Genomic DNA, 22,905 nt, shown 5'->3' on the forward strand with positions numbered 1-22,905 from the left:
GACGCGCCCAAGCGGCCATTTTGCCATTTGGCCTGAACAAGCAAAGCCCGTCCCGCCCGTCTGAATGAATTTCAAAAACCTCAAGGAAAATCATGAGTGCCATTGTTGACATCGTAGGCCGCGAAGTGCTGGACAGCCGCGGCAACCCCACCGTCGAATGCGACGTGCTGCTGGAATCGGGCGTGATGGGCCGTGCCGCCGTGCCTTCCGGTGCGTCCACCGGCAGCCGCGAAGCCATTGAAATGCGCGATGGCGACAAGAGCCGCTACCTGGGCAAGGGCGTGCTCAAGGCCGTGGAGCACATCAACACCGAGATCAGCGAAGCCGTGCTGGGCCTGGATGCCTCCGAACAGGCCTTCCTGGACAAGACCCTGATCGACCTCGACGGCACCGAGAACAAGAGTCGCCTGGGCGCCAATGCCATGCTGGCGGTCTCCATGGCCGTGGCCCGCGCCGCCGCCGAAGAGTCCGGCCTGCCGCTGTACCGCTACCTGGGCGGCATGGGCAGCGTGCAGTTGCCCGTGCCCATGATGAACGTGATCAACGGCGGCGCGCACGCCAACAACAGCCTGGACCTGCAGGAGTTCATGATCATCCCCGTGGGCGCACCGACCTTCCGCGAAGCCGTGCGCTGGGGCGCCGAGGTATTCCACGCTCTCAAGAAGATCATCCACGACAAGGGGATGAGCACCGCCGTGGGCGACGAAGGCGGCTTTGCCCCCAGCGTCGAGAACCACGAAGCGGCCATCCGCCTCATCCTGCAAGCCATCGAAGCCGCTGGCTACACGGCGGGCGAGCAGATCGCCCTGGGCCTGGACTGCGCCGCGAGCGAGTTCTACAAGGACGGCATGTATGTGCTCGAAGGCGAAGGCGGCCTGAAGCTCACCGCCCAGCAATGGACCGACATGCTGGCGGCCTGGGTGGACAAGTACCCCATCATCAGCATCGAAGACGGCATGCACGAAGGCGACTGGGATGGCTGGAAGCACCTGACCGAACGCCTGGGCGACAAGGTGCAGCTGGTGGGCGACGACCTGTTCGTGACCAACACCAAGATCCTGAAGGAAGGCATCGACAAGCGCATTGCCAATTCGATCCTGATCAAGATCAACCAGATCGGCACGCTGACCGAAACCTTCGCCGCCATCGAGATGGCCAAGCGCGCCGGCTACACCGCCGTGATCTCGCACCGCTCGGGCGAAACCGAAGACAGCACCATCGCCGACATCGCCGTGGGCACGAATGCGGGCCAGATCAAGACCGGCTCGCTGTCGCGTTCGGACCGCATCGCCAAGTACAACCAGCTGCTGCGCATCGAGGAAGACCTGGGCGAGATCGCGCACTACCCCGGCCGCGCTGCGTTCTATAACCTGAAGTAATGGCCCCCAAGGTCGCCCACTGCCTGTGGCTCCCTGCCTCCCCAGGGGGCCGCGTGTTGCCTTGGGGCGGCCCGGTGGCAAAACCCCACGCCAAGGGGTAAGCGATGGTCTCCCGCATTGTTCCCGTCATCCTGCTGGCCTTGCTGGCAGCACTGCACGCCCAGCTCTGGCTCGGGCGGGGCAGCGTGCCGCGCGTCAACGAGATGCAGCGGCAGATCGACGTGCAGAAGGCGGCCAACGACCAGGCCCGGCAGGCCAACGAACGCTTGTCCTCCGAGGTGCATGACCTCAAGGAAGGGCTCGACATGGTGGAAGAAAAGGCACGCAGCGAGCTGGGCATGGTCAAGCCCAACGAAGTCTACGTGCAGTTCACGCCGCGCTGAGCCGCGGCCACCGCGGCGCTATCCCGGCCCCGGCCTTGGACAGGGGCGTGCCCCCCTCCTTCTCCACCTCTCGCCCTCCTGCCATCGTGCCGTCCCAGCCCACCCTCGTTGTCCTGCTCGGCGCGCCCGGCACCGGCGCGCAGGCGCTGGCCGCCGCGCTGCAGGAACGCCTGCCCCCCGGGGCGGTGCGCATTCTGTGGAGCCACGACCTGGGCGGCCTGCATTCCCCGGGCCAGGCCGATGCCACCCGACACGTGCTGCTGATGGGGCTCGATCTGCCCTGCCCCGCGCGCGACCGGCCCGAACAGGAAGCCGCCGATGCGCGCCTGCGCACGGACCTCGCCCAGCGGGAGATGGGCTATCAGGTGGTGTATGGCCATGGCGATCAGCGGCTCGCCAATGCGCTGAACGCCATCAAAAACATGGCTCCGGACGCCAGTCTGTGGAGTACCGGCAGCACTTCTGCCCCCACACCGGCTGCTCGGCCCGCGCGCACGGCACGCCTGCGCGCCTGGAACTGCGAGAAGTGCAGCGATCCGGAGTGCGAGCACCGCCTGTTCACCGCCCTGACCGGCCGGAACGCCCGCGGCGCCTGACCCGCCATCCGGCCATTCCGTCAGGGCAGTGGCTGCTGCACCAGGCCGCGCTTGAGTTCCTTGAGGAGCAGCACGACCTGGCTGGAGCCGTAGCGGTATCCGCCGTTGAGCACCTGCACGGCCTTGTCCCATTCGCCCTGCTGGGCCAGTGCCACCAGCATTGCGGCCTGTTCGTGAAAATACTGGTGGCGCGCCATCAGCACGGCATAGGCGGGCTGGTCGCCCAGCAGTTCCCCGCCCACGCCATGCAGCCACCGCCCCAGCGCGCCACGGTCGCCGCGTCGCACCTCCGAAGGGTCCAGGCCCTGGGTGGTGCGCCCTTCGAGGTAGTCCATGAGGTGCGCCTTCCAGCGTTCGTGGGCATTGATGGCTGCGTCGATGTCGAGGGCCGCGAGCACGGTGTCCGCGCGTTGCGAATCCTGTGCCCCTGCGCTGCCGCTGTCGCACAGCTCCAGCGACGGCCCGGCCTCCCGCCCGCGGGCGCCAAATACACGACGAAAAAAATCCATAGCCCCTCTTGCTGCGCCACACGGACAGGCGGCGCACGCGCACCCCAAGTGCGCGGCGACCGGCGGACATCGCGGGCGGCAACGCCCGGGGCCGTGTGGAGAGCGCCGATCTTAGGCGCGATGGCGGCGGGCGATTGTCAACGATGGTCAGCCGGCGCGGCGGGCTACTGCAGGATTCCGCTCGGCCCGGGCGGCTGGCTGGAGGACGGCGGCACGAAGATCTGCGCGGCGTCCACGGCGTCGAAACGGTACTGCTGGCCGCAGAATTCGCAGCCGACCTCGATGTCGTCGCGCTCGGACAGGATGCTCTCGGCCTCTTCGCTGCCCAGGTTGCGCAGCATGTTGCTCACGCGCTCACGGCTGCAGGTGCAGGCAAAACGCGGGCCGCTGGCACCCTGCTGGGGCTCGAAGCGCAGCAGCTTTTCCTCCCAGAACAGGCGGCGCAGGATGGTGTCCACGTCCAGGGTCAGCAGTTCCTCGCGCGTCAGGCTGGCAGCCAGGTGCGCGATGCGGTTGTAGTCCTCGTTGTGGCCGATCTGGTCTTCGTTCTCGCGGTGGGTGAGGCCCTCGGCCAGGTTGCCCTCGCCCTTGATCGGCATGCGCTGGATCAGCAGGCCCGCGGCCACCTGTTCGTTGGCGCCCAGGACCAGGATGGTGTCCAGCTGCTCGGACTGCAGCATGTAGTGCTGCAGCACATCCGACAGGCGTTCCAGCTTCTCGTGCCGGTCGCCATACAGCGGCACCACGCCCTGGTAGGGCTGCTGGCCGGGGTGGCGGTCCTTGGGGTCGAGCGTGATGGCGCAGCGGCCACCGCCGCCCACGTTCACCATCTGGCTCAGGGGCGCGCCCTCGGGCACCTCGCTGTTGACCGTGGCGGTGGCGCGCAGGCTCAGGTCCGACTGCACCTCGGCCACGGCCAGCTTCACGGGGCCGTCGCCAAACACCTGCAGCACCAGCGCGCCGTTGAACTTGATGTTGGACTGCATCAGCACGCCGGCGGCGGCCATCTCGCCCAGCAGCTCGCTCACCGGGGCGGGGTAGGCGCCGGTGCCGGTATTGCCCGCGCGGCGGCGCAGGATCTCGGTCCAGGCATCGGTCAGGCGCACGATCATGCCGCGCACTGGCAGGCCGTCGAAGAGAAACTTGTGGAGTTCAGACACGCAAGGGTTCCAGAAAGGGTCGGCGTTCAGCCGATTTTGTGCAGGCCGCGCTGAAAGCGGCGCGCGTTGTCGATGTAGTGCTGGGCGCTCTGGCGCAGGCCCTCGATCTGCTCGGGCGTGAGTTCGCGCACGGCCTTGGCCGGGCTGCCGATGATCATGGAACCATCGGGAAACTCCTTGCCCTCGGTCACCAGGGCGCCCGCGCCCACCAGGCAGTGCCTGCCAATCTTGGCGCCGTTGAGCACGATGGCCCCGATGCCGATCAGCGACTCGTCGCCGATGGTGCAGCCGTGCAGCATGACCTGGTGGCCCACCGTCACGCGCTCGCCGATGACCAGCGGCTTGCCGATGTCGGCATGCAGCACGCTCGCGTCCTGGATGTTCGAGCCCGCGCCGATGGTGATGCTCTCGGTGTCGCCACGCACCACCGTGCCAAACCAGACACTGGCATCCTCGCCAAGAACGACGTTTCCCATGACCTGGGCGCCTTCCGCCACCCAGGCCGAAGCCGCCAGCTGCGGCGCCACGCCGTCGAGTTCGTAAATCGCCATGCAAACACTCCAGAAAAATGAAGGCCGGAACCGGGCCTGCCAATGGTTACAAAGCGTGTGCAGTGTTCCGGGTGGCAGGGCCTAGAATTGTAAGGATGGAGCTTCGCCACCGTGCATTGCAGGTTTTGTGCCTTGCAGACCCTGAACAAAAAGCGGCCGCAGCGCTTGATCTGCAATCGCAAGCAGCTATTCTTTCCATAGCAGACAAAGCCCCTGAGGCCCCGCTGGATCCCGCGGCCCTGCCCGGCCGGCCGGAGCGGCCCCTGCTGCTGCGCCACACGCAGGTGGCCCGCCGCTCGCCCGCGACGGCCGAGGGGCGCGCAGTCCTCATCCATGCCATCGCGCACATCGAATTCAATGCCATCAACCTGGCGCTGGACGCGGTCTGGCGTTTCGACGGCATGCCCCGCGCCTACTACACCGACTGGATGCGCGTGGCGGGCGAGGAGGCACAGCATTTCCGCCTGCTGCGCGACCACCTTCGCGGCCAGGGGCACGACTACGGCGACTTCCCGGCCCACCAAGGCCTGTGGACGATGTGCGAGAAGACGCGGCACGACATCCTGGCGCGCATGGCGCTGGTGCCACGCACGCTGGAGGCGCGCGGCCTGGACGCCACGCCGCAGATCCAGGCCAAGCTGCGCCAGGTGGGCACGCCCGATGCGCTGGCCGCCGTGGAGATTCTCGACACCATCCTGCGCGAGGAGGTCGGCCACGTGGCCATCGGCAACCACTGGTACCGCTGGCTGTGCGAGCGCCGGGGCGTGGACCCTGAAACCCACTATGGCGCCCTGGTCAGGCAATACGAGGCCCCCCGCCTGAAGCCCCCGTTCAATGAAAAAGCGCGCCGCAGCGCCGGATTTACCGACGCCGAGCTGCGGTGGCTGCAACAGGTCTGATCCACCACCATGCGCCGACATGCGATGGCTCCTACAATCCGCGGCGCCTGCGGCCGCTGAAGCGGCAACACACTCACCCGAACCTCTGACCATGACTTCACTCTCCGCCCCTGGGGCCTCCCTCGCCCCGCCCCCCGGCACCCAGTCCTCGGTCGCGATGATCGCGCGGCAGGCCATCGTCAACGCGCAGCAGGTGGTGGTCGGCTACGAGCTGTTCAACCGCTCGCGCAGCGGCGCGGCGCACACGGCCGCCACCGACGTCATCCTGGTCTTCACCGCACTCTCGCACGCGGGCACCGAAGAGCTGGTGGGCAAGAAGCTCATCTTCGTCAACTGCACGCACGAGAGCCTCTCCGGCGGCCACCTCGAACTGGTGGACCCCGACAAGGTGGTGCTGGAGATTCCGCCCCTGGGCCACACCGCCGCCGAAGAGGTCGCCACGCGCATGCCCATTCTGGCCGAACTGCGCGAGCGCGGCTTCCACCTGGCGTTCAACCACACGGTGCTGCAGTCGGCCTATGCCCCCTGGCTGCCGCTGGCCGACTACATCAAGCTCGACCTGTCGGTGCTGGCGCCCGACCAGCTGGCCGTGCTCATCAGCTACGCAGGCCGCCACTGCCAGGCCGAGCTGATCGCCGAGAAGGTGGAAACCGCCCAGCAGTACGACATGGTGTCCAGCCAGGGCGTGCAGATGTTCCAGGGCTACTGGTTCGCGCGCCCAGCCCTGGTCGAGGCCAAGCTGCTCACGCCCTCGCAGGCGAGCATCATCGAGCTCATCAATCAGGTGCGCAAGCAGGCCAGCACGGACGACATCGAGGAAGTGCTCAAGAAGGACGCGGGCCTGGCCTTCAACCTGATGCGCCTGATCAACTCCGCGGGATTCGGCCTGTCGCGCGAGATCACCTCCTTCCGCCAGGCCGTGATGCTCATGGGCCTCAAGAAACTGTTCCGCTGGGCGGCGCTGCTGCTCACCGCGTCGCGCACCAGTGGCACCCCCTCCTCCGTCGGCCAGACCGCCGTGGTGCGCGGCCGCCTGATGGAGCTGCTGGCCCTGGAAACCCTGCCCCCCGAGGAAGCCGACCAGGCCTTCGTGGTGGGCATCTTCTCGCTGCTCGACGTGATGCTGTCCATGCCCATGGAATCCGCGCTGGGGCTGCTCAACGTGCCCGAGCCCGTGGCGGCGGCGCTGCTGCGGCGCGAAGGCTTCCTCGGAGACCTGCTCACGCTGGCCGAAGCCTGCGAATCCAGCGACGACGTGGTATTCGACCGCACGGCCGGCTTGCTGCACCTCACCAGCCAGCAGATCAACTTCGCGCACCTGCAGGCCCTGGCCTGGGCTGACCAGCTTGCGGACTGAGCCCCGGTTGCGCGTCCCACGCCCCCGCCGCGCGGCCTGCGGGGCCGCACGGGGCACGCTGGCCGCAGCCGCCTTGGCCGCCATCTAAATCCGCGCGGCCAGTTCGCGAAGTGGCATGCCGGTCTAGAATCAGTGCAGACCCCAGCCCTTCACCACAGCGGACCCCATGTCGAGCACACCTGAACAAGACGCCCCGCAAGCTGATTCACCCGCGGTTGAACCCGTGGATGAGAACATTGCCATCATTGCGCGACAGGCCATCGTGGACGAATCCCGCGCCGTCTATGGCTACGAGCTGTTCGACCGGTCCACGGCCTCGGACTCCCACACGGCGGCCAGCGATGCCGCGCTGCTCTTCAACGCCCTGTCGTACGCCGGCACCGAAGCCCTGGTCGGCAAGAAGACGGTGTTCATCAACTGCACCCACGACAGCCTTTCCGGCGGCCACCTGGAACTGATCCACCCCGAAAAGGTGGTGCTGGAAGTACCGCCGCTGCACGACACGGCCACCCCCGAGGAAATCGAAGGCCGGGTGCCCACCCTGGAGGCCCTGCGCACCCGCGGCTTTCGGCTGGCCTTCGACCAGCAGGCGCTGCGCCGCGCCTACACCAGCTGGCTGCCGCTGGCCGCTTTCATCAAGCTGGACATGATGGCCTTCAAGCCCGAACTGGCGGGGCCGCTGGTCAAGTTTTCCACCACCCACAGCAAGGCCACGCTGGTGGCCGAAAAAGTGGAGACCGCCGAACAGTACGAACTGATGCGGGGCCTGGGCGTCAAGCTGTTCCAGGGCTTCTGGTTCGCCCAGCCGTCGCTCGTGAAGGCCACGACGATCCGCCCTTCGCAGGCCACCATCATCCAGCTCCTCAACCTGGTGCGCAAGCAGGCCACCACCGCCGAGATCGAGGACCTGCTCAAGAAGGACCCCACTCTGTCCTTCAACCTGCTGCGCTTCATCAACTCCTCGGGCTTCGGGCTCTCGTGCGAGATCACCTCGTTCCGCCACGCGGTGATGATCCTCGGCCTCAAGAAGCTGTTCCGCTGGGCGGCCCTCCTGATGACCACCTCACGCGCGGGCGGTGTGCCGCCGGCGGTGGGCCAGACCGCCGTGGTGCGCGGCCGCCTGATGGAGCTGCTGGCCGCCGAACTGCTGCCGCCCGAGGAATGCGACAACGCCTTCGTGGTGGGCGTGTTCTCCCTGCTCGACACCATGCTGGGCGTGCCGCTCGATAAGGCGCTGGAATCCGTGGCCCTGCCCGAACCGGTGATGGACGCGCTGCTGCGCGGCAGCGGCGTGTTCGCGCCCTTCCTGGAGCTGACCAAGGCCTGCGAGAGCGGCGATGAGGTGGCCTTTGCCAAGGCGGCCGACGCGCTGCACCTGTCCAACCGCCAGGTCAACTGGGCCCACCTGCAGGCCCTGACCTGGGCCGAGAGCCTCAACGAAGACTGAGGCACGCCGTCGCGGGGCCCCTTGGCCCGGCATTCGCACACCCGGGCCCTGGTCATCCAGGGCCCGCTGCGTTGTCATGCCGGTCAATTGTTTCCCCGGATGCCCGCCATGCGGAGGGTGCGCGCGTTGCCGGCGGCATCCAGCTTGCGGCGGATGTCCCCCAGGGCCAGGATGGCGGAAGGCGCCTGCGCGGGGACATGGATGCCAACCGGCGACGGCAGATCGGGCCGTGCGGGCGCTCCCACCGCCAGCGGCTGGAGCCTGCCCGCCTTGCCTTCAGGTGCTGAAAAGACCGCGCCCTCGGGCGGCAGGAGAATCCATCAATCGAGTTCGAGCTTGCGCTCGCGGATAAGCTTGGCCCATTTCTCGTTCTCGCCCTTCACGAAGCTGAAGAACTCCACAGGGCCCAGCGAATGCACTTCGGACCCCGTGGACGCGAACTTGGCTTTCACGTCGGCCTGCGCCAGCACCTTCGCCAGTTCGGCGGCCAGCCTGTCCACGGTGTCCCTGGGCATGCCGGCCGGCCCCACCAGGCCCTGGAAGCCCACGGACTCCATCGCCGCGAAGCCCAGCTCACCGACCGTGGGCACATCGAGCAGCTGTGGATCGCGCCGGGGGCCGGTCACGGCCAGCGCCTTGAGCTTACCGCCCTTGATCTGGGGCAGCAGCACCGTACCCGCGTCGATGAGCAGTTGCGTCTGGCCGCCGATCAGATCCTGCACCGCGGGCGCACTGCCCTTGTATGGCACGTGCGTCACGTCCAGCCCGGTGGCCTGGTTCATGAGCTCGCCATTGAGGTGGGTGGACGTGCCCGCGCCGCCCGAGGCGAAGTTCACCTTGCCGGCGTTGGCCTTGGCCCAGGCCACCCATTCCTTGAGGTCCTTGGCCGGGTGGTCCAGCCGGGTCACCGCGATGTAGCTGCCCTGGCTGATCTGGCCGATGTAGCTGAACTGCTTGAGCGGGTCATAGGGCATCTTGCGCTGCAGGTAGGGCGCGATGGCGAAAGGGCCGGTATTGGCCAGCAGGATGGTGTAGCCGTCCGGCGCCGCGCGCGTGAGCTCCGTGGCGGCCAGCATGCCGCCCGCGCCCGGCTTGTAGTCCACCACGATCTGCTGCTTGAGCGCTTCCTGCAGCGGCACCTGCACGGTGCGCGCGGCAAAGTCGATGCCGCCCCCTGGCGGGTAGCCCACGATGAGCCGGATGGGCTTGGCCGCGGGCCAGGCCTGTGCCATGGACAGGGTGGCGGCGCCCAGCAGCAGCGCGCCGGCAATCATTTTTTTCATGCATGTCTCCTGGTTGGTATCGAGGGGGTCGGTCACACGGCCTGTCTGCCTGCTGCGCTAGCCGCGTGGATGGTGCTGCGCGTGCAGCGACTTGAGCCGCTCCCGCGCCACGTGGGTGTAGATGGTGGTCGTGGAAATGTCCGCATGCCCCAGCAGCAGCTGCACCACGCGCAGGTCGGCGCCATGGTTGAGCAGGTGCGTGGCGAACGCGTGCCGCAGCGTGTGCGGCGAGAGCGGCGTGGTGATGCCGGCGACGGCCGCCCACTTCTTGACGATGACCCAGAACATCACGCGGGTCATGCCGCTGCCGCGCTGGGTCACGAACAGGTCGTCGGTCTGCTGGCCCGCAAGGATCTCGCCACGCGATTCCCGCAGGTAGCGTTCCAGCCACTGCCGCGCCTCTTCGCCAAACGGCACCAGCCGCTCCTTGCTGCCCTTGCCCATCACCCGCAGCACGCCTTCGTTCAGGCCCAGCTGGAAGGTCTTGAGCGTGACCAGTTCGGTCACGCGCAGGCCGCTGGCGTACATCAGCTCCAGCATGGTGCGGTCGCGCAGTCCCAGGGGGTTGCCCAGGTCCGGCGCCGCGAGCAGTGCCTCCACCTGCGCCTGCGACAAGGTCTTGGGCACGCGCAGGGGCTGGCGCGCGGCGGTGAGCCGCACCGTGGGGTCGGCGGCGATCCGCCGCTCGCGCAGCGCCCAGTGAAAGTAGCGCCTGAGCACGGTGAGGCGCCGGTTGGCCGACGTGGCGCGGGTCTCGGCGTGGCGCGCCGCGAAGTAGCCCTGCAGGTGGTGTTCGGCCGTGCCGTCCAGCGCCAGGGCGGGTTGCTGCGCGGCCAGCCACTGCGCGTACAGCGTCAGGTCGCGGCGGTAGGCCGCCAGCGTGTTGCGCGAAAGGCCGTCCTCCAGCCACAGGGCATCCACAAAGGCATCGATCGCGTTCAGGCTGGGGGCAAGCATCCAAAAACGATAGCACGTAAAAAAGCCGCCCGGGCGCGGGCGGCTTCTGGAGTGCGCACGGAATTATTCGAGCGCCAGTTTCTGCTTGACCACCACGTCCTTGTACACGGCGAATTCCGCCTTGATCTGCTCGGCGAACTGCTCGGGCGTGTTGCCCAGCACGATGGAGCCGGTGTCTTCGATGCGCTTCTTCACGGCCGGATCTTCCAGCGCCTTGCGCACGGCGGCGTTGACCTTGTCCACCACCTCCTTGGACAGGCCCTTGGGGCCCACGATGCCGTAGTACGCCATGCGGTTCACGGGCTCCAGGCCCATTTCCTTGAACGTGGGCACGTTGGGCAGGGCGGCAACGCGCTGCGGCGCGGCGACCACGATGGGCACCAGGCGGTTTTCCTTGATGAAGGGCAGCGCCGAGGGCAGGTTGTCGAAAATCATGGGCACCTGGCCGGCCACGGTGTCATTCAGGGCGGGGCCCGCGCCACGGTAGGGGATGTGCGTCACGAAGGTGCCCGAGAGGTTCTTGTACAGCTCCATCTGCAGGTGGCCGATGCCGCCCGTGCCAGACGAGGAGTACGAATACTTGCCGGGCGACTTCTTGATCTCGGCCACGAACGCCTTGTAGTCCTTGGCGGGGAAGCTGGGGTGCACCGCAATGATGTTGGGCGTGGCCGCGATGTTGATGATGGGCGTGAAGTCCGTCAGCGGGTTGTACGGCGTCTTGGGATTGATGGCGGGATTGGCCGCCGTGGTGGACACGGTGGCCACGCCCAGCGTGTAGCCATCCGGCGCCGAACGGGCGGTTTCGGCCGCGCCCACGATGCCGCCGCCACCGGCCTTGTTTTCCACGATCACGGATTGGCCCAGGGCCTTGCCCAGCGGGTCGGCGATCACGCGCGCAATGATGTCGGTGGTACCGCCGGGCGCGAAGGGCACCTGCAGCTTGATGACCTTGTTGGGGTAGCCCTGGGCGGCAGCGGACCCTGCGGCGGCAGCCAGTACGGTCAGCGCGAGCCATTGACGACGATGCATTGAGTTCTCCTTCATGGGTGACAGACAGCCTGGATGGTATGCGCAACCGGTGTCCTGGCAGCCTGCGGATTCCACATAAGGGCTAACCCGCAGAACACGACACGGATCAAGTATTCTCCGTGCGTGAATTACGCCCAGCTCCTGCTTCCCGACTTCTCCCTCATCCTGTGCGGCTACCTCATCTGCCGCTACACCGCCCTGAACCGCTCGGTATGGCAGCCGGTGGAGAGCCTGGTGTACTACCTGCTGTTCCCCGTGCTGCTGTTCCAGTCCATCGTCAAGAGCCCCGTGGACATCGGCGCCGCATCGGGGCTGATCGCCGCCGGGCTGATCTCCGGCCTGATCGGGATCGCGCTGGCCTACAGCCTGCCGCACTGGCCCTGGCTGGGCCGGCGCATCGACGCGCGCGACCATGCCGCCAGTGCCCAGGTCGCGTTCCGCTTCAACTCGTTCATTGGCCTGGCCATTGCCGAGCGCCTGGCGGGCTCCGAGGGCCTGCTCATGATCGCCGTGCTGATCGGCGTGTGCGTGCCGCTGTTCAACGTGGCGGCCGTGTGGCCGATGGCGCGGCACGGCCAGCACAGCTTCGCGCGGGAGCTGGTGCGCAACCCGCTGATCGTCGCCACGGTATCGGGGCTGGTGGCCAACCTGCTGGGCTTCAGGATTCCCGACTGGGCCGCGCCCACGGTGGGCCGCATCAGCGCGGCATCGCTGGCGCTGGGGCTGATGGCCGCGGGCGCGGGCCTGCAGTTTGGCCTGCTCACGCGCGGCAAGGCGCTGAGCGTGGCGGTGCTGTCCATCCGGCACCTGCTGCAGCCGCTGCTCGCGTTCGGCATGGCGCGCCTCTTTGGGCTGAACCCGGTGCAGACCACCATGCTGCTCGCCTTCTCCGCGCTGCCCACCGCCTCCACCTGCTATGTGCTGGCGGCGCGCATGGGCTACAACGGACCGTACGTGGCGGGGCTGGTCACGCTGTCGACCCTGCTGGGCATGGTCAGCCTGCCGTTTGCCCTGGGATTTCTGCGATGACCGATCCACACCCTGCCCTGCGTTCCGCCGCCCTGGTCCAAGCACGCCGCCGCGCACTGATGGCGGGCCTGGCGGCCGTGGCGCTTGTGCCGCTGGCGGGCTGCGGGCGCAAGGCCCCGCGCGCGCAGGCGGTGCCCACCGGCGCCACGGTGCTGGCGCTGGGTGATTCGCTGACCTCCGGCGTGGGCGCATCGGCCGACACCGCCTACCCTGCCGTGCTGGCGCGGCTGACGGGCTGGAAAGTGGTCAACGCCGGCGTGTCGGGCGACACCTCGGCCCAGGCGCTCGAACGCCTGCCGGCGCTGCTGCAATCGCACCAGCCCGCGCTGGTGATCGTGGGCATCGGCGGCAACGACTTTCTGCGCCGCCAGAGCGCCAGCACCACCCGCGCCAACATCGTGCGCATCTGTACGGAGGCGCGCGCCAGCGGCGCCCAGGTGCTGCTGGTGGCCGTGCCCGAGCTGTCGCTCCTGGCGGCCTCCACCGGCCGGCTGGGCGATCACGCGCTGTACGAAGAAGTGGCGACCCAGCTGGAGATTCCACTGCACAGCAAAGGCTGGTCCGGCGTGCTGTCCGACGCCCGCCTGCGGTCCGACCAGATCCACGCCAATGCAGCGGGCTACGAGCGGTTTGCGCAAGGGCTGGTGGAAACGCTCAAGGACACTGGACTGCTGGCACGGTAAAGCCACACAAGGTCACGGTTCAAATACTCATTTTTTGATAGCTACCAGCGCTTATCCATCAAGCGCTAGCATCCATTTTTATTCAAGATCCAGCGCCCAGGCCACATGCTCACGCACCAGCTCGCTGGGGTCCTGGGCGCGGGACTGCAGCGCCGCGCGCACCGCTTCATCCCCGGTGGCACGCAGCGCATTGCCCAGCGCCACGGCCACGTTGCGCAGCCAGCGCTCGTGGCCAATGCGGCGGATAGGGCCGCCCTCGGTCATGCGCAGGAAGGTGGCCTCGTCCCATGCGAACAGGTGCGCCAGCTGCTGGCCCGCCAGGCCCTTGCGCTCGTCGAAGTCGGGCAGCCGGCTGGCCTGCGCGAACTTGTTCCAGGGGCAGATGAGCTGGCAGTCGTCGCAGCCGTAGATGCGGTTGCCCATGAGCGGCCGCAGTTCCAGCGGGATGGGCCCCGCGTGCTCGATGGTCAGGTACGAGATGCAGCGCCGCGCATCGAGCCGGTGCGGCGCGATGATGGCCTGCGTGGGGCAGATGTCGATGCAGGCGCTGCAGCTGCCGCAGTGCGCGGTGACCGGGGCGCTTTCAGGCAACGCCATGTCCACGTAGATCTCGCCCAGGAAGAACATCGAGCCCGCCTCGCGGTTGAGCACCAGGGTGTGCTTGCCGCGCCAGCCCTGGCCGCTGCGCGAGGCCAGCTCGGCCTCCAGCACCGGCGCGGAATCGGTGAATACGCGGTGGCCGAAGGGGCCGATGGCCTCGGCGATGCGGTCGCTGAGTTTTTGCAGGCGGGCGCGCAGCACCTTGTGGTAGTCGCGCCCCCGGGCATAGACCGAGACGATCCCTTCCTGCGGGTGGGCCAGGCGCCCCAGTTCGAAAGCCTGCCAGCCGCCGGACGTGCCCGTGCCCGTATCGCGCGGCAAATAATCCATGCGCGCCGTGATCACGCTCACGGTGCCGGGCACCAGTTCGGCCGGGCGCGCGCGCCTCATGCCGTGCGATGCCATGTAATGCATGTCACCATGGAAGCCCTGCGCCAGCCAGGCCGAAAGGCCGGGCTCTGCGGCGGACAAGTCCACCCCCGCCACGCCGATTTGGGAAAATCCCAGTTCGCGGGCCCACTCCTGCATTTGAGGAACGAGTTGACTGTTGCACCACATACCGGCCAGATTGTAGGAAGCGGCACGGCCGCCCCGGCCGAACCCGCCCCCCCCTTCACCTGGCGCAGCGAGGATGACACCGCCGCCTTCGCGCAGCGCCTGGCCGCGCAGCCGGGGCTGTCCAACGCCTTCGTCACGCTGCACGGCGACCTGGGCGCGGGCAAGACCACGCTGGTGCGCCACCTGCTGCGCGCCCTGGGCGTGCAGGGCCGGATCAAGAGCCCCACCTACGCCGTGGTGGAGCCACACGAGGCCCCGGGCCTGGCGATCTGGCACTTTGATTTCTACCGCTTCGACGATCCGCGCGAATGGGAGGACGCGGGCTTCAGGGACATTTTTGCCAACCCGGGGCTCAAGGTGGCAGAATGGCCGGAAAAGGCTGCAGCGCTTACGCCGCCTGCGGACCTTGCTATACACATTGAAGCAATTGACGACACCGAAAGGAAGATCACGGTGCACGCCCAAACCGCCAACGGCCGCCACATGCTGCAAGGGCTGCTGAACCCATGAGCCGCCCATCGGCCGCACCGACCCCGGCCTGCCCCCGCGCGCCCCGCACGGGAGGCCCGCGATGAGCCCCGGCAGCGCCAGCGGCACGCCCCCGGCCGCAGCCCGGGGCGTGGCTTCGCGCCGGGCCGTGCTGCAGGCGGGCAGCCTCGTGCTGCTGCTGGGCACGCAGCAGATCGCGCGCGGCGCCACCATCCTGGCGGTGCGCGTCTGGCCCGCGCCCGAATACTCGCGCGTGACCATCGAGTCCGACGGCGCGCTGGTGGCCAAGCAGTTCTTCGTGACCACGCCGCCGCGCCTGGCGGTGGACATCGAGGGCATCGACCTCAGCCCCGAGCTGCGCGAACTGGTCGCCAAGGTCAAGCCGGACGACCCCAACATCGCGGGCATCCGCGTGGGGCAGAACGCGCCCGGGGTGGTGCGCCTGGTGGTGGACCTCAAGCAGCCCGCCATGCCGCAGGTGTTCACGCTGCCCCCCGTGGCGGCGTACCGGCACCGCCTGGTGTTCGACCTTTACCCCGCCGCGCCGGTGGACCCGCTGGAGGCCCTCATCGCGGAGCGCCTGCGCGATGCCCCCGTGACCACGGCCGCCGCCACCCCCAAAGCGCCCACGCCGCCCGCCGAGCACGACCCGCTCGGCGACCTCATCGCGCAGCGCACCACCCGCCCCGTCCCGGCAGAGCACCCGCCCGTGGCGGCGCCCCCGGTGGCGGCCGCCCCGGCCGAAACCACGCGCCCGCCGGGCAACCGGGCCACGTCCACGCACACCGACCGCATCATCATCGTCGCGCTCGACCCCGGCCATGGCGGCGAGGACCCGGGCGCCATCGGCCCCTCGGGCACGCGCGAGAAGGACGTGGTGCTGCGCGTGGCCCACCTGCTGCGCGACCGCATCAACGCCACCACCGTGGGTGGCAATCCCATGCGCGCCTTCCTCACGCGCGACGGCGACTACTTCGTGCCCCTGGGCACGCGCGTGCAGAAGGCCCGGCGCGTGCAGGCCGACCTGTTCGTGAGCATCCACGCCGATGCCTTCACCACGCCGGCCGCGCGCGGCGCCAGCGTGTTCGCGCTGAGCCAGGGCGGCGCCTCCAGCACCGCCGCGCGCTGGCTGGCCAACAAGGAGAACCAGGCCGACCTGGTGGGGGGCATCAACGTGCAGTCCAAGGACCAGCACGTGCAGCGCGCGCTGCTCGACATGAGCACCACCGCGCAGATCAACGACAGCCTCAAGCTCGGCTCCGTGCTGCTGGGCGAGATCGGCGGCATGGCCAAGCTGCACAAGCCGCGCGTGGAGCAGGCGGGCTTCGCGGTGCTCAAGGCCCCCGACATCCCCAGCGTGCTGGTGGAAACCGCCTTCATCAGCAACCCCGACGAGGAAAAGCGCCTGCGCAGCAGCGCCTACCAGGAGCAGCTGGCCGACGCGCTGATGCGCGGCATCACGCGCTACTTCGCCAAGAATCCGCCACTGGCGCGCAGCCGTTCCGTCTAGCCTTGCGCGGACCGCCAAGTGCAGGCAAAGTAGCCTTCATCACCCACGCCCCGGCGTGCAGGCATGTGCTTCCTGCACACCGGCACGCACCGGGGAGGACGGAAGGAGAAACGCCATGGCACTGCCCCACGCCCAATCCGGCCAGATCGTCAGCGTGCGCCCCCTGGGCGACCGCCTGCCCGAGGCCATCACCACCGCCATCCTGAAGGCCGGCCAGCTCGAAGTCATGCGCGTCGTGCTCCCCGTGGGCAAATCCATGAAGGAACACCAGACCCCCGGCGAGGCCACGGTGCAGTGCATCGAGGGCGTGGTCGAGTTTGTCAGCGAGGACGGCATCCAGCAGCTGCATCCCGGCGACTTCGTGCACTTGGCGCCGCGCGCGCTGCATTCGCTCAAGGCGGTGGAGCACGCGTCCCTGCTGGTCACCCTGTGCCTGCTGGCGGGTGCGCGCTGAGTTTTTTTCAGCTCCCTGTTTTGGCGTAGCCACTATTCATCGGGCCGTGCGCCACCGGCGACGAATGCAGCTGGCGCAGCCAGCGCGAGTGCGCCCCGCGCAAGGGCCGCCAGGCCGCGCATGCGGCGCTTCGCTTGCATGCGCTGGCAGCATCCCCCTCCCGGCTCGCACGGCGAGGCGAGGCGAGGAGGGGCTGAGGGCCGAGGCACGAATCGACTCAGAGGGGGTTCGCCTCACCGCTCCAGGCGGAACACGCTCACGACCTCCGCAAGCCGCGCCGCCTGGTGCTTGAGGCTGTCGGCGGCGGCGGCGCTCTGCTCCACCAGCGCGGCGTTCTGCTGCGTGACCTGGTCGAGCTGCGTCACCGCCTCGCCGACCTGGCTGATGCCGATGGTCTGCTCGCCCGTGGCGCTGGAGATCTCGCCAATCAGGTCGCTCACCCGCTGGACCTGCGCGACGATGTCTTCCATGCTGTGGCCGGCATCCCCCACCAGCTGGGTGCCGTTTTCCACCTTCTGCACGCTGTCGCTGATGAGCGCCTTGATCTCCTTGGCCGCGGAGGCCGAGCGCTGCGCCAGGCTGCGCACCTCGCTGGCCACCACGGCGAAGCCACGCCCCTGCTCGCCCGCGCGCGCCGCCTCCACCGCCGCGTTGAGCGCCAGGATGTTGGTCTGGAACGCGATGCCGTCGATCACCGCGATGATGTCGGTGATCTTGCGCGACGCGGCCGAGATGTCCTGCATGGTGGCCACCACCTGGCCCACCACCTCGCCCCCCTTCACCGCCGCGGCCGATGCCGCGCCCGCCAGCACGGCGGCGCGCTGCGCGGTGTCGGAGTTGTTCTTCACGGTGCTGGTGATCTGCTCCATGGACGCGGCTGTCTGCTCGAGGTTGCTGGCTTGCTCCTCGGTGCGCTGGCTCAGGTCGGCATTGCCCGAGGCGATCTCGCTGGAGCCGGTGGCGATGGAGTCGCTGCTGTGGCGCACGTCGCCCACGATGCGCACCAGAGATGCCTGCATGGTTTCCATGGCCTGCATCATCTGCGCCACCTCGCCGCGCCCCTGCGCGTGGATGGGCCGTGACAGGTCGCCCTCGCCGATGCGCCGGGCCACCGCGGCCACCTCGCCCAGCGAGCGGCGGATGCGCCGCACCACCACCCAGGACAGCAGCACCAGCAGCGCCAGCCCCGCGATGCCCGCCGCCAGCACGGCGGCGCGGTAGGAGCCGATCAGGCCCGCGGCCTCGGCGGCCTGGTCGGCCGACCGCTGGATCTGGTATTCCACCATCTTGTCCGCGACCGCGTTGTACTGGTTGACCACCGGCACGAAGGTGGACATGGCAAACGACTTGGCCTGTGCCATGTCGCCTGCCTTCTTGAGCGCCAGGGCCTTGTCGCGCGTGGCGAGGTACGGCGTGCGCACCGCCGCCAGCTCCTCCTGGATGCGCAGGCCTTCGGGGCTGGTTTCCAGCTCGCTGTAGCGCTTTTGAACCTTGGACGTGTCGGCCGTGGTGGCGGCGATCAGGTCCTTGAAGAAGTTCTGCAGGTCGTCGCCTTCGGACTGCACCACCGAGAACACCCGCGTGGAGTTGACCGCGATGTTGCTGCGCCAGCGCAGGGCCAGCTGCAGGCGTTCGACCTGCTCATTGGCCAGGCCGTCCACCGTCCTGCCCAGGTGCTGCACGCGCACCAGGCTCAACGCCAGGATGAGCACGAGCGCCAGGACGGCCACCCCCACGATCAGGCCGATCTGTTGCGCCACCGTCAGCTGCGGGCCCGTGGGGGATGTTTGAGGGTCCATGGTGTGTGTCCTTATACGAATGGATTGCATTAGAAATGATCTGCTGCCGCCCGCCGGTTGGCAACCACCGGCGATGCCACGTAACCCCGCCCCAGGGGGAACGTGATGCCCGCGCACCACGGGAACCGCCGGCACTTGGCAACGCGGCGGGCGTTTCCCATGAGGTCGCATGTCCTACAGCGGCATCCCACGCCTGCCTACGCGGGGGCCCCGCCGGGCGACGGATAGTGAAGCCACAGGTCCAGCCCGTCTGCAGCCGCAGCCGGACTCCCAGGCCTGATTCCATTCACAAAGGACTCTTGCCATGAAAATCCGTCACATCCTTCTTGCGACCACCTGTACCGCAGCCCTGGCACTGGGTGGTTGCGCTTCGAACCCCACCAGCGCACAGGTGGGCACCGGCGTGGGCGCCGTGGTCGGTGGTGTCGCCGGCAATGCCGTCTTCGGGGGCCCCGCAGGCACGATTGGCGGTGCCGCCGCCGGCGCCCTGATCGGCCATGAGATCGGCGAGGACCGCGATCAGCGCCGGCCTTATCGCCGCTGATCCTCCCGGCCGCCGGGCAACCTCCCCTGCGGCCGAACCGGGCTGCCGGTGAGTTCTGCATAAAAGAAGCTGCCAGCGCTTGTCACACAAGCGCTGGCAGCTTCTTTTTTCATAGCACCCGTTGATTCAAGGTCAAGGTGCGGTCCTGGCCTGCCGCCCGGCGCGCCAGGCACCAAAGATGGCGATCAGGCCGGGGATGAAGATCATGGCCCAGATGATCTTGTCCAGGTTCTCCTTGACCCAGGCAAAGTTGCCAAAGAAATACCCCGCCGAGCAGATGCCCAGGACCCACAGGAGCGCGCCCCCCACGTTGAACGCGGTGAACTTGGCGCGGCCCATCTCCGCCACACCCGCCACGAACGGCGCGAAGGTGCGGATGAAGGGCATGAAGCGAGCGATCACGATGGTGATGCCGCCATAGCGCTCGTAAAAGTCATGCGCCTGGTTGAACGCATGGCGGTTGAACCAGCGCGAGTTTTCCCACTGGAACACCTTGGGCCCGAAATAGCGGCCCAGCGAGTAGTTGCACTGGTCGCCCAGGATGGCCGCCGCCAGCAGCACCGCGCAGGCCAGCGGAAAGCTCATCATCCCCGCGCCGCACAGCGCGCCCACGATGAACAGCAGCGAATCGCCCGGCAGGAACGGCATCACCACCAGCCCTGTCTCGACGAACACGATGGCGAACAGCAGGGCGTACACCCACATGCCGTAGGCCTGTACGAAGGCCTCCAGGTACTTGTCCACGTGCAGGATGAAGTCGATGAGAAAAGTGACAAGTTCCATGGAAGGGCGGGTCCGGACACCGGGCAGCAAAAAGGTGGGCGCATTATCCCCATCAGGCCCCGCCCCGGCCCGATACCCCTGCGCGGCCCCCGCCCTAAAATCCCACGGGTGAACGACACCACTCCCCTCCTCGCGGCGGCGCAGCCCGCCACCACCCCCATCGCCACGGCCCGGCGCCCCATCCGCGACCTGCCCGATGAGCTCATCAGCCAGATCGCCGCCGGCGAGGTGGTCGAGCGCCCCGCTTCCGTGGTGCGCGAACTGGTGGACAACGCGCTGGACGCGGGCGCCACCCAGGTCACCGTGCGCCTGTCGGCTGGCGGCGTGCGCCTGATCACCGTGGAAGACGACGGCGGGGGCATTCCACAGGCAGAATTGCCCGTGGCGCTGCGCCGCCATGCCACCAGCAAGATCACCAGCCTGAACGACCTGGAGACCGTGGCCACCATGGGCTTTCGGGGCGAGGCGCTGGCCGCCATTGCCTCGGTGTCGGAGATGGCCCTGCTCTCGCGCCCGGCGGCGCAACCCAATGCCTTCCTGCTGGACGCACGCAGCGGCGAGCTGCGCCCGGCCGCGCGCAGCACCGGCACCACGGTGGAGGTGAAGGAGCTGTTCTTCTCCACCCCCGCGCGCCGCAAGTTCCTGAAGACCGACGCCACCGAACTCGCGCACTGCATCGAATCGGTGCGGCGCCATGCGCTCGCGCGGCCGGATGTGGGCTTTGCCATCTGGCACGAAGGCAAGCTGGTGGAGCAGTGGCGCGCCACCTTCGTGCCCGGACAGGGGGATGCCCAGGACGCGCTGGCCCGCCGCCTGTCCGACGTGCTGGGCGAGGACTTCGTCACGCAATCCGTGGCCGTGCAGCACCGCGTGGGCCCCGTCACCGTCACCGGCCGCGCGGGCCTGCCCGACGCCGCCCGCTCGCGCCCCGACCACCAGTACTGCTACGTGAACGGCCGCTTCGTGCGCGACAAGGTACTCACCCATGCCGCCCGCAGCGCGTACGAAGATGTGCTGCACGGCCACAAGCAGCCCATCTATGCGCTGTATGTCGAGATCGACCCGGCCCGCGTGGACGTGAACGTGCACCCCACCAAGATCGAGGTGCGCTTTCGGGACAGCCGCGAGGTGCACCAGGCCGTGCGCCATGCCGTGGAAAACGCGCTGGCCGCACCGCGCGCCGCCGCGCTCGCGGCCGTCGCTGCGGCTGCTGCGGGGGCAGCCGCGCCAGACGCGGGCGCCACGGCGCAGGGCCCCACCGAGGACTTCAGGCCCAATCAGCCTCCAGCCCTTCAGTGGCAAGCGCAGTCAGCTATCAAATTTGAAGAACGCGGCCACCACGTGGCGGACCTGCAGGCGCTGTGGGGCCCCAGGAGGGAGACCGGGCCCATGGGCCATGGCGCGCCAGCCGCCGTGTTGCCCACCGCGGCGCCATCGCAGCCCCTGCCGGGCACGGCCGATGCCCCGCACGGCAACGGCCCTGCGGCCGCCCCCGCCGGCGGCGCGGTGCCCGGCGCCCCTTCCGTGCCGCCAGCGGCCGCCCGCGGGCCAGCCGGCAGCGAGACCACCTGGCCCCTGGGCCGCGCGGTGGCCCAGCTGCATGGCGTGTACATCCTGGCCGAGAACGCCCAGGGCATGGTCATCGTGGACATGCACGCCGCCCACGAGCGCATCGTCTACGAGCGCCTCAAGGCCCAGGTGGATGGCGACGCCCGCATCGCCAGCCAGCCGCTGCTGATCCCGGCCACCTTCGCCGCCACGCCCGAGGAAGTGGCCACGGCCGAGGCATCCGCCGAGGTGCTGGTCATGCTGGGCATGGAAGTGGTGCCCTTCTCGCCCAAGACGCTGGCCGTGCGCGCCGTGCCCACCACCCTGGCCCAGGGCGACCCGGTGGAACTGGCCCGCAGCGTGCTGGCCGAACTGGCCGCGCACGACGCCACCACCGTGGTGCAGCGCGCCCGCAACGAGATCCTGGGCACCATGGCCTGCCACGGCGCCGTGCGCGCCAACCGCAGGCTCACCATCGACGAGATGAACGCCCTGCTGCGGCAGATGGAAACCACGGACCGGTCGGACCAGTGCAACCACGGGCGGCCCACCTGGCGGCAGCTGAGCATGAAGGAACTGGACGCGCTGTTTCTGCGCGGGCGCTAGCCCCAGCGGCCGGCACCACCACCGCCTGCGACATCGCCCGAGCCCCGTCCTCCAGCCATCGCCCTGTCACCGCGCCGCCCATGACCGACCCCACCGCACCGCACCGGCTGCTGGCCGCTGCAGCCCTGTGCCTGGTGACTTTGCCCGCCCATGCGGGGCGCCCCCTGTCGGTGGACGACGCCGGCGTGGACGAGGCAGGCCACGGCCACATCGAAGTGTGGTGGGAAGGCCGGCGCGGCCAGCGTGGCACCGTCTACGCAGCCCCGGCATTCACCCCTGTCGAGGGATGGGAACTGGGCGCGCTGCTGGCCCGCGACCGGGACGAGCGCCATACCCTGCAAGGCCTGCAGGCCAAATGGCTGTGGAGCCCGGCACAGGAACAGGGCTGCAACGCGGGCAGCAGCGCGGGCATCACCCACCGGCGCCAGAGCCCCGGACAAACCGCCGGCAGCCTGGCGGCGCTGAACCTCATCGGCACCTGCGCGGCGCCCTGGGGCGTGGTCAACGCCAACCTGGGCAGCCAGCGGGAACGCGGGCAATCCTGGCGGGCCACCTGGGGGGCATCGGTGGAGCACGGCTGGGGCGCAGTCACCCCCCATCTGGAAGCCTTTGGCACCCAGCACGGCGCGCCCACCTTCCAGACCGGTGCCCGGTGGGAATGGGCGCCCGGCCGGCAGCTGGACGCCACGATCGGCCGCCAGCAGGGGCGCACCTGGCTGAGCGTGGGATTCGCGCTGGGGTTCTAGGAGCCG

23 protein-coding genes are annotated in these 22,905 nt (G+C 68.7%); 14 read left to right on the forward strand and 9 right to left on the reverse strand.

The annotated features are described in order from the left end of the window. Positions 1–92: 92 nt before the first annotated feature. The 3 genes from eno to ACAM51_RS05300 all read left to right on the forward strand — a co-directional run bounded on the left by eno (position 93) and on the right by ACAM51_RS05300 (position 2,358). Complete coding sequence (eno, locus tag ACAM51_RS05290) at positions 93–1,379, forward strand: phosphopyruvate hydratase (protein ID WP_218295464.1); 1,287 nt, start codon at positions 93–95, stop codon at positions 1,377–1,379. A gap of 104 nt (positions 1,380–1,483) precedes the next feature. Then, positions 1,484–1,762: a septum formation initiator family protein gene (locus ACAM51_RS05295; RefSeq protein ID WP_218295465.1), complete on the forward strand. Its 279-nt coding sequence runs from the start codon at positions 1,484–1,486 to the stop codon at positions 1,760–1,762. Positions 1,763–1,809: 47 nt separating this feature from the next. Continuing rightward, positions 1,810–2,358 carry a hypothetical protein gene (locus ACAM51_RS05300; RefSeq protein WP_369642928.1) on the forward strand — a complete coding sequence of 183 codons (549 nt, stop codon included), beginning with the start codon at positions 1,810–1,812 and terminating at the stop codon, positions 2,356–2,358. Between the two features lie 20 nt (positions 2,359–2,378). On the opposite strand, the gene ACAM51_RS05305 is transcribed toward ACAM51_RS05300, so the two are convergent. The 3 genes from ACAM51_RS05305 to ACAM51_RS05315 form a co-directional block, all read right to left on the reverse strand. Next, a complete protein-coding gene (locus tag ACAM51_RS05305; RefSeq protein ID WP_369642929.1) occupies positions 2,379–2,867 on the reverse strand; it encodes a CZB domain-containing protein in 489 nt (162 codons plus the stop codon). Between the two features lie 164 nt (positions 2,868–3,031). Beyond that, positions 3,032–4,027 carry an Hsp33 family molecular chaperone HslO gene (locus ACAM51_RS05310; protein WP_218295468.1) on the reverse strand — a complete coding sequence of 332 codons (996 nt, stop codon included), beginning with the start codon at positions 4,025–4,027 and terminating at the stop codon, positions 3,032–3,034. A gap of 26 nt (positions 4,028–4,053) precedes the next feature. After that, positions 4,054–4,578 (reverse strand): gamma carbonic anhydrase family protein, encoded by a 525-nt coding sequence (locus ACAM51_RS05315; protein ID WP_218340187.1) that lies wholly within the window; start codon positions 4,576–4,578, stop codon positions 4,054–4,056. A gap of 95 nt (positions 4,579–4,673) precedes the next feature. Here ACAM51_RS05315 and ACAM51_RS05320 point away from each other — a divergent pair, with 95 nt between their 5' ends. The 3 genes from ACAM51_RS05320 (at position 4,674) to ACAM51_RS05330 (ending at position 8,281) form a co-directional block, all read left to right on the forward strand. Then, entirely contained in the window at positions 4,674–5,477 is an 804-nt protein-coding gene (locus ACAM51_RS05320; RefSeq protein WP_218295470.1) for a ferritin-like domain-containing protein, read from the forward strand. 157 nt (positions 5,478–5,634) lie between these two features. Then, complete coding sequence (locus ACAM51_RS05325) at positions 5,635–6,834, forward strand: EAL and HDOD domain-containing protein (RefSeq protein ID WP_255591152.1); 1,200 nt, start codon at positions 5,635–5,637, stop codon at positions 6,832–6,834. A gap of 166 nt (positions 6,835–7,000) precedes the next feature. Next, positions 7,001–8,281: an EAL and HDOD domain-containing protein gene (locus ACAM51_RS05330; RefSeq protein WP_218295472.1), complete on the forward strand. Its 1,281-nt coding sequence runs from the start codon at positions 7,001–7,003 to the stop codon at positions 8,279–8,281. A gap of 320 nt (positions 8,282–8,601) precedes the next feature. Here ACAM51_RS05330 and ACAM51_RS05335 read toward each other — a convergent pair whose 3' ends face one another. The 3 genes from ACAM51_RS05335 to ACAM51_RS05345 all read right to left on the reverse strand — a co-directional run bounded on the left by ACAM51_RS05335 (position 8,602) and on the right by ACAM51_RS05345 (position 11,550). Further along, positions 8,602–9,564, reverse strand: coding sequence for a Bug family tripartite tricarboxylate transporter substrate binding protein (locus tag ACAM51_RS05335; protein WP_369642930.1), 963 nt, complete (start codon positions 9,562–9,564; stop codon positions 8,602–8,604). A 57-nt stretch (positions 9,565–9,621) separates the two neighbouring features. Further along, the gene (gene xerD / locus ACAM51_RS05340; protein WP_218295474.1) at positions 9,622–10,521 is read right to left on the reverse strand and encodes a site-specific tyrosine recombinase XerD; all 900 of its coding nucleotides are present in this window, start codon (positions 10,519–10,521) and stop codon (positions 9,622–9,624) included. A 63-nt stretch (positions 10,522–10,584) separates the two neighbouring features. Next, positions 10,585–11,550: a tripartite tricarboxylate transporter substrate binding protein BugE gene (locus tag ACAM51_RS05345; protein WP_218295475.1), complete on the reverse strand. Its 966-nt coding sequence runs from the start codon at positions 11,548–11,550 to the stop codon at positions 10,585–10,587. Positions 11,551–11,673: 123 nt separating this feature from the next. Here ACAM51_RS05345 and ACAM51_RS05350 point away from each other — a divergent pair, with 123 nt between their 5' ends. Continuing rightward, positions 11,674–12,579, forward strand: coding sequence for an AEC family transporter (locus ACAM51_RS05350; RefSeq protein ID WP_218295476.1), 906 nt, complete (start codon positions 11,674–11,676; stop codon positions 12,577–12,579). Further along, the gene (locus ACAM51_RS05355; RefSeq protein ID WP_369642931.1) at positions 12,576–13,262 is read left to right on the forward strand and encodes a GDSL-type esterase/lipase family protein; all 687 of its coding nucleotides are present in this window, start codon (positions 12,576–12,578) and stop codon (positions 13,260–13,262) included. Before ACAM51_RS05350 ends, ACAM51_RS05355 begins: the two co-directional genes overlap by 4 nt. A gap of 78 nt (positions 13,263–13,340) precedes the next feature. Here the strand turns inward: ACAM51_RS05355 and queG are convergent, their stop codons facing one another. Then, positions 13,341–14,390, reverse strand: a complete 1,050-nt coding sequence (gene queG, locus ACAM51_RS05360; protein ID WP_369642932.1) for a tRNA epoxyqueuosine(34) reductase QueG — start codon at positions 14,388–14,390, stop codon at positions 13,341–13,343. Positions 14,391–14,429: 39 nt separating this feature from the next. Here queG and tsaE point away from each other — a divergent pair, with 39 nt between their 5' ends. From tsaE to ACAM51_RS05375, 3 genes are all read left to right on the forward strand, one after another. Beyond that, positions 14,430–14,930, forward strand: a complete 501-nt coding sequence (tsaE, locus tag ACAM51_RS05365) for a tRNA (adenosine(37)-N6)-threonylcarbamoyltransferase complex ATPase subunit type 1 TsaE (protein WP_369643772.1) — start codon at positions 14,430–14,432, stop codon at positions 14,928–14,930. Between the two features lie 61 nt (positions 14,931–14,991). Then, positions 14,992–16,419 carry an N-acetylmuramoyl-L-alanine amidase gene (locus ACAM51_RS05370; RefSeq protein WP_369642933.1) on the forward strand — a complete coding sequence of 476 codons (1,428 nt, stop codon included), beginning with the start codon at positions 14,992–14,994 and terminating at the stop codon, positions 16,417–16,419. Positions 16,420–16,534: 115 nt separating this feature from the next. After that, on the forward strand, positions 16,535–16,873 hold the full coding sequence (locus ACAM51_RS05375) for a cupin domain-containing protein (protein ID WP_369642934.1): 339 nt from the start codon (positions 16,535–16,537) through the stop codon (positions 16,871–16,873). A 233-nt stretch (positions 16,874–17,106) separates the two neighbouring features. Here the strand turns inward: ACAM51_RS05375 and ACAM51_RS05380 are convergent, their stop codons facing one another. Beyond that, the gene (locus ACAM51_RS05380; RefSeq protein ID WP_369642935.1) at positions 17,107–18,672 is read right to left on the reverse strand and encodes a methyl-accepting chemotaxis protein; all 1,566 of its coding nucleotides are present in this window, start codon (positions 18,670–18,672) and stop codon (positions 17,107–17,109) included. 304 nt (positions 18,673–18,976) lie between these two features. On the opposite strand from ACAM51_RS05380, the gene ACAM51_RS05385 reads away from it, so the two are divergent. Then, on the forward strand, positions 18,977–19,216 hold the full coding sequence (locus ACAM51_RS05385; RefSeq protein ID WP_218295483.1) for a glycine zipper 2TM domain-containing protein: 240 nt from the start codon (positions 18,977–18,979) through the stop codon (positions 19,214–19,216). A gap of 132 nt (positions 19,217–19,348) precedes the next feature. Here ACAM51_RS05385 and ACAM51_RS05390 read toward each other — a convergent pair whose 3' ends face one another. After that, positions 19,349–19,999 carry a DedA family protein gene (locus ACAM51_RS05390; protein ID WP_369642936.1) on the reverse strand — a complete coding sequence of 217 codons (651 nt, stop codon included), beginning with the start codon at positions 19,997–19,999 and terminating at the stop codon, positions 19,349–19,351. A gap of 108 nt (positions 20,000–20,107) precedes the next feature. Between ACAM51_RS05390 and mutL the strand changes: the two genes are divergently transcribed. Together mutL and ACAM51_RS05400 are read left to right on the forward strand one after the other, a co-directional pair. Further along, positions 20,108–22,153 carry a DNA mismatch repair endonuclease MutL gene (gene mutL, locus ACAM51_RS05395; protein ID WP_369642937.1) on the forward strand — a complete coding sequence of 682 codons (2,046 nt, stop codon included), beginning with the start codon at positions 20,108–20,110 and terminating at the stop codon, positions 22,151–22,153. Between the two features lie 80 nt (positions 22,154–22,233). Continuing rightward, positions 22,234–22,899 (forward strand): hypothetical protein, encoded by a 666-nt coding sequence (locus ACAM51_RS05400; RefSeq protein ID WP_369642938.1) that lies wholly within the window; start codon positions 22,234–22,236, stop codon positions 22,897–22,899. The last annotated feature ends 6 nt before the right edge of the window (positions 22,900–22,905 follow it).

This window comes from Acidovorax sp. A79, assembly GCF_041154505.1.
GTDB lineage: Bacteria > Pseudomonadota > Gammaproteobacteria > Burkholderiales > Burkholderiaceae_C > Acidovorax.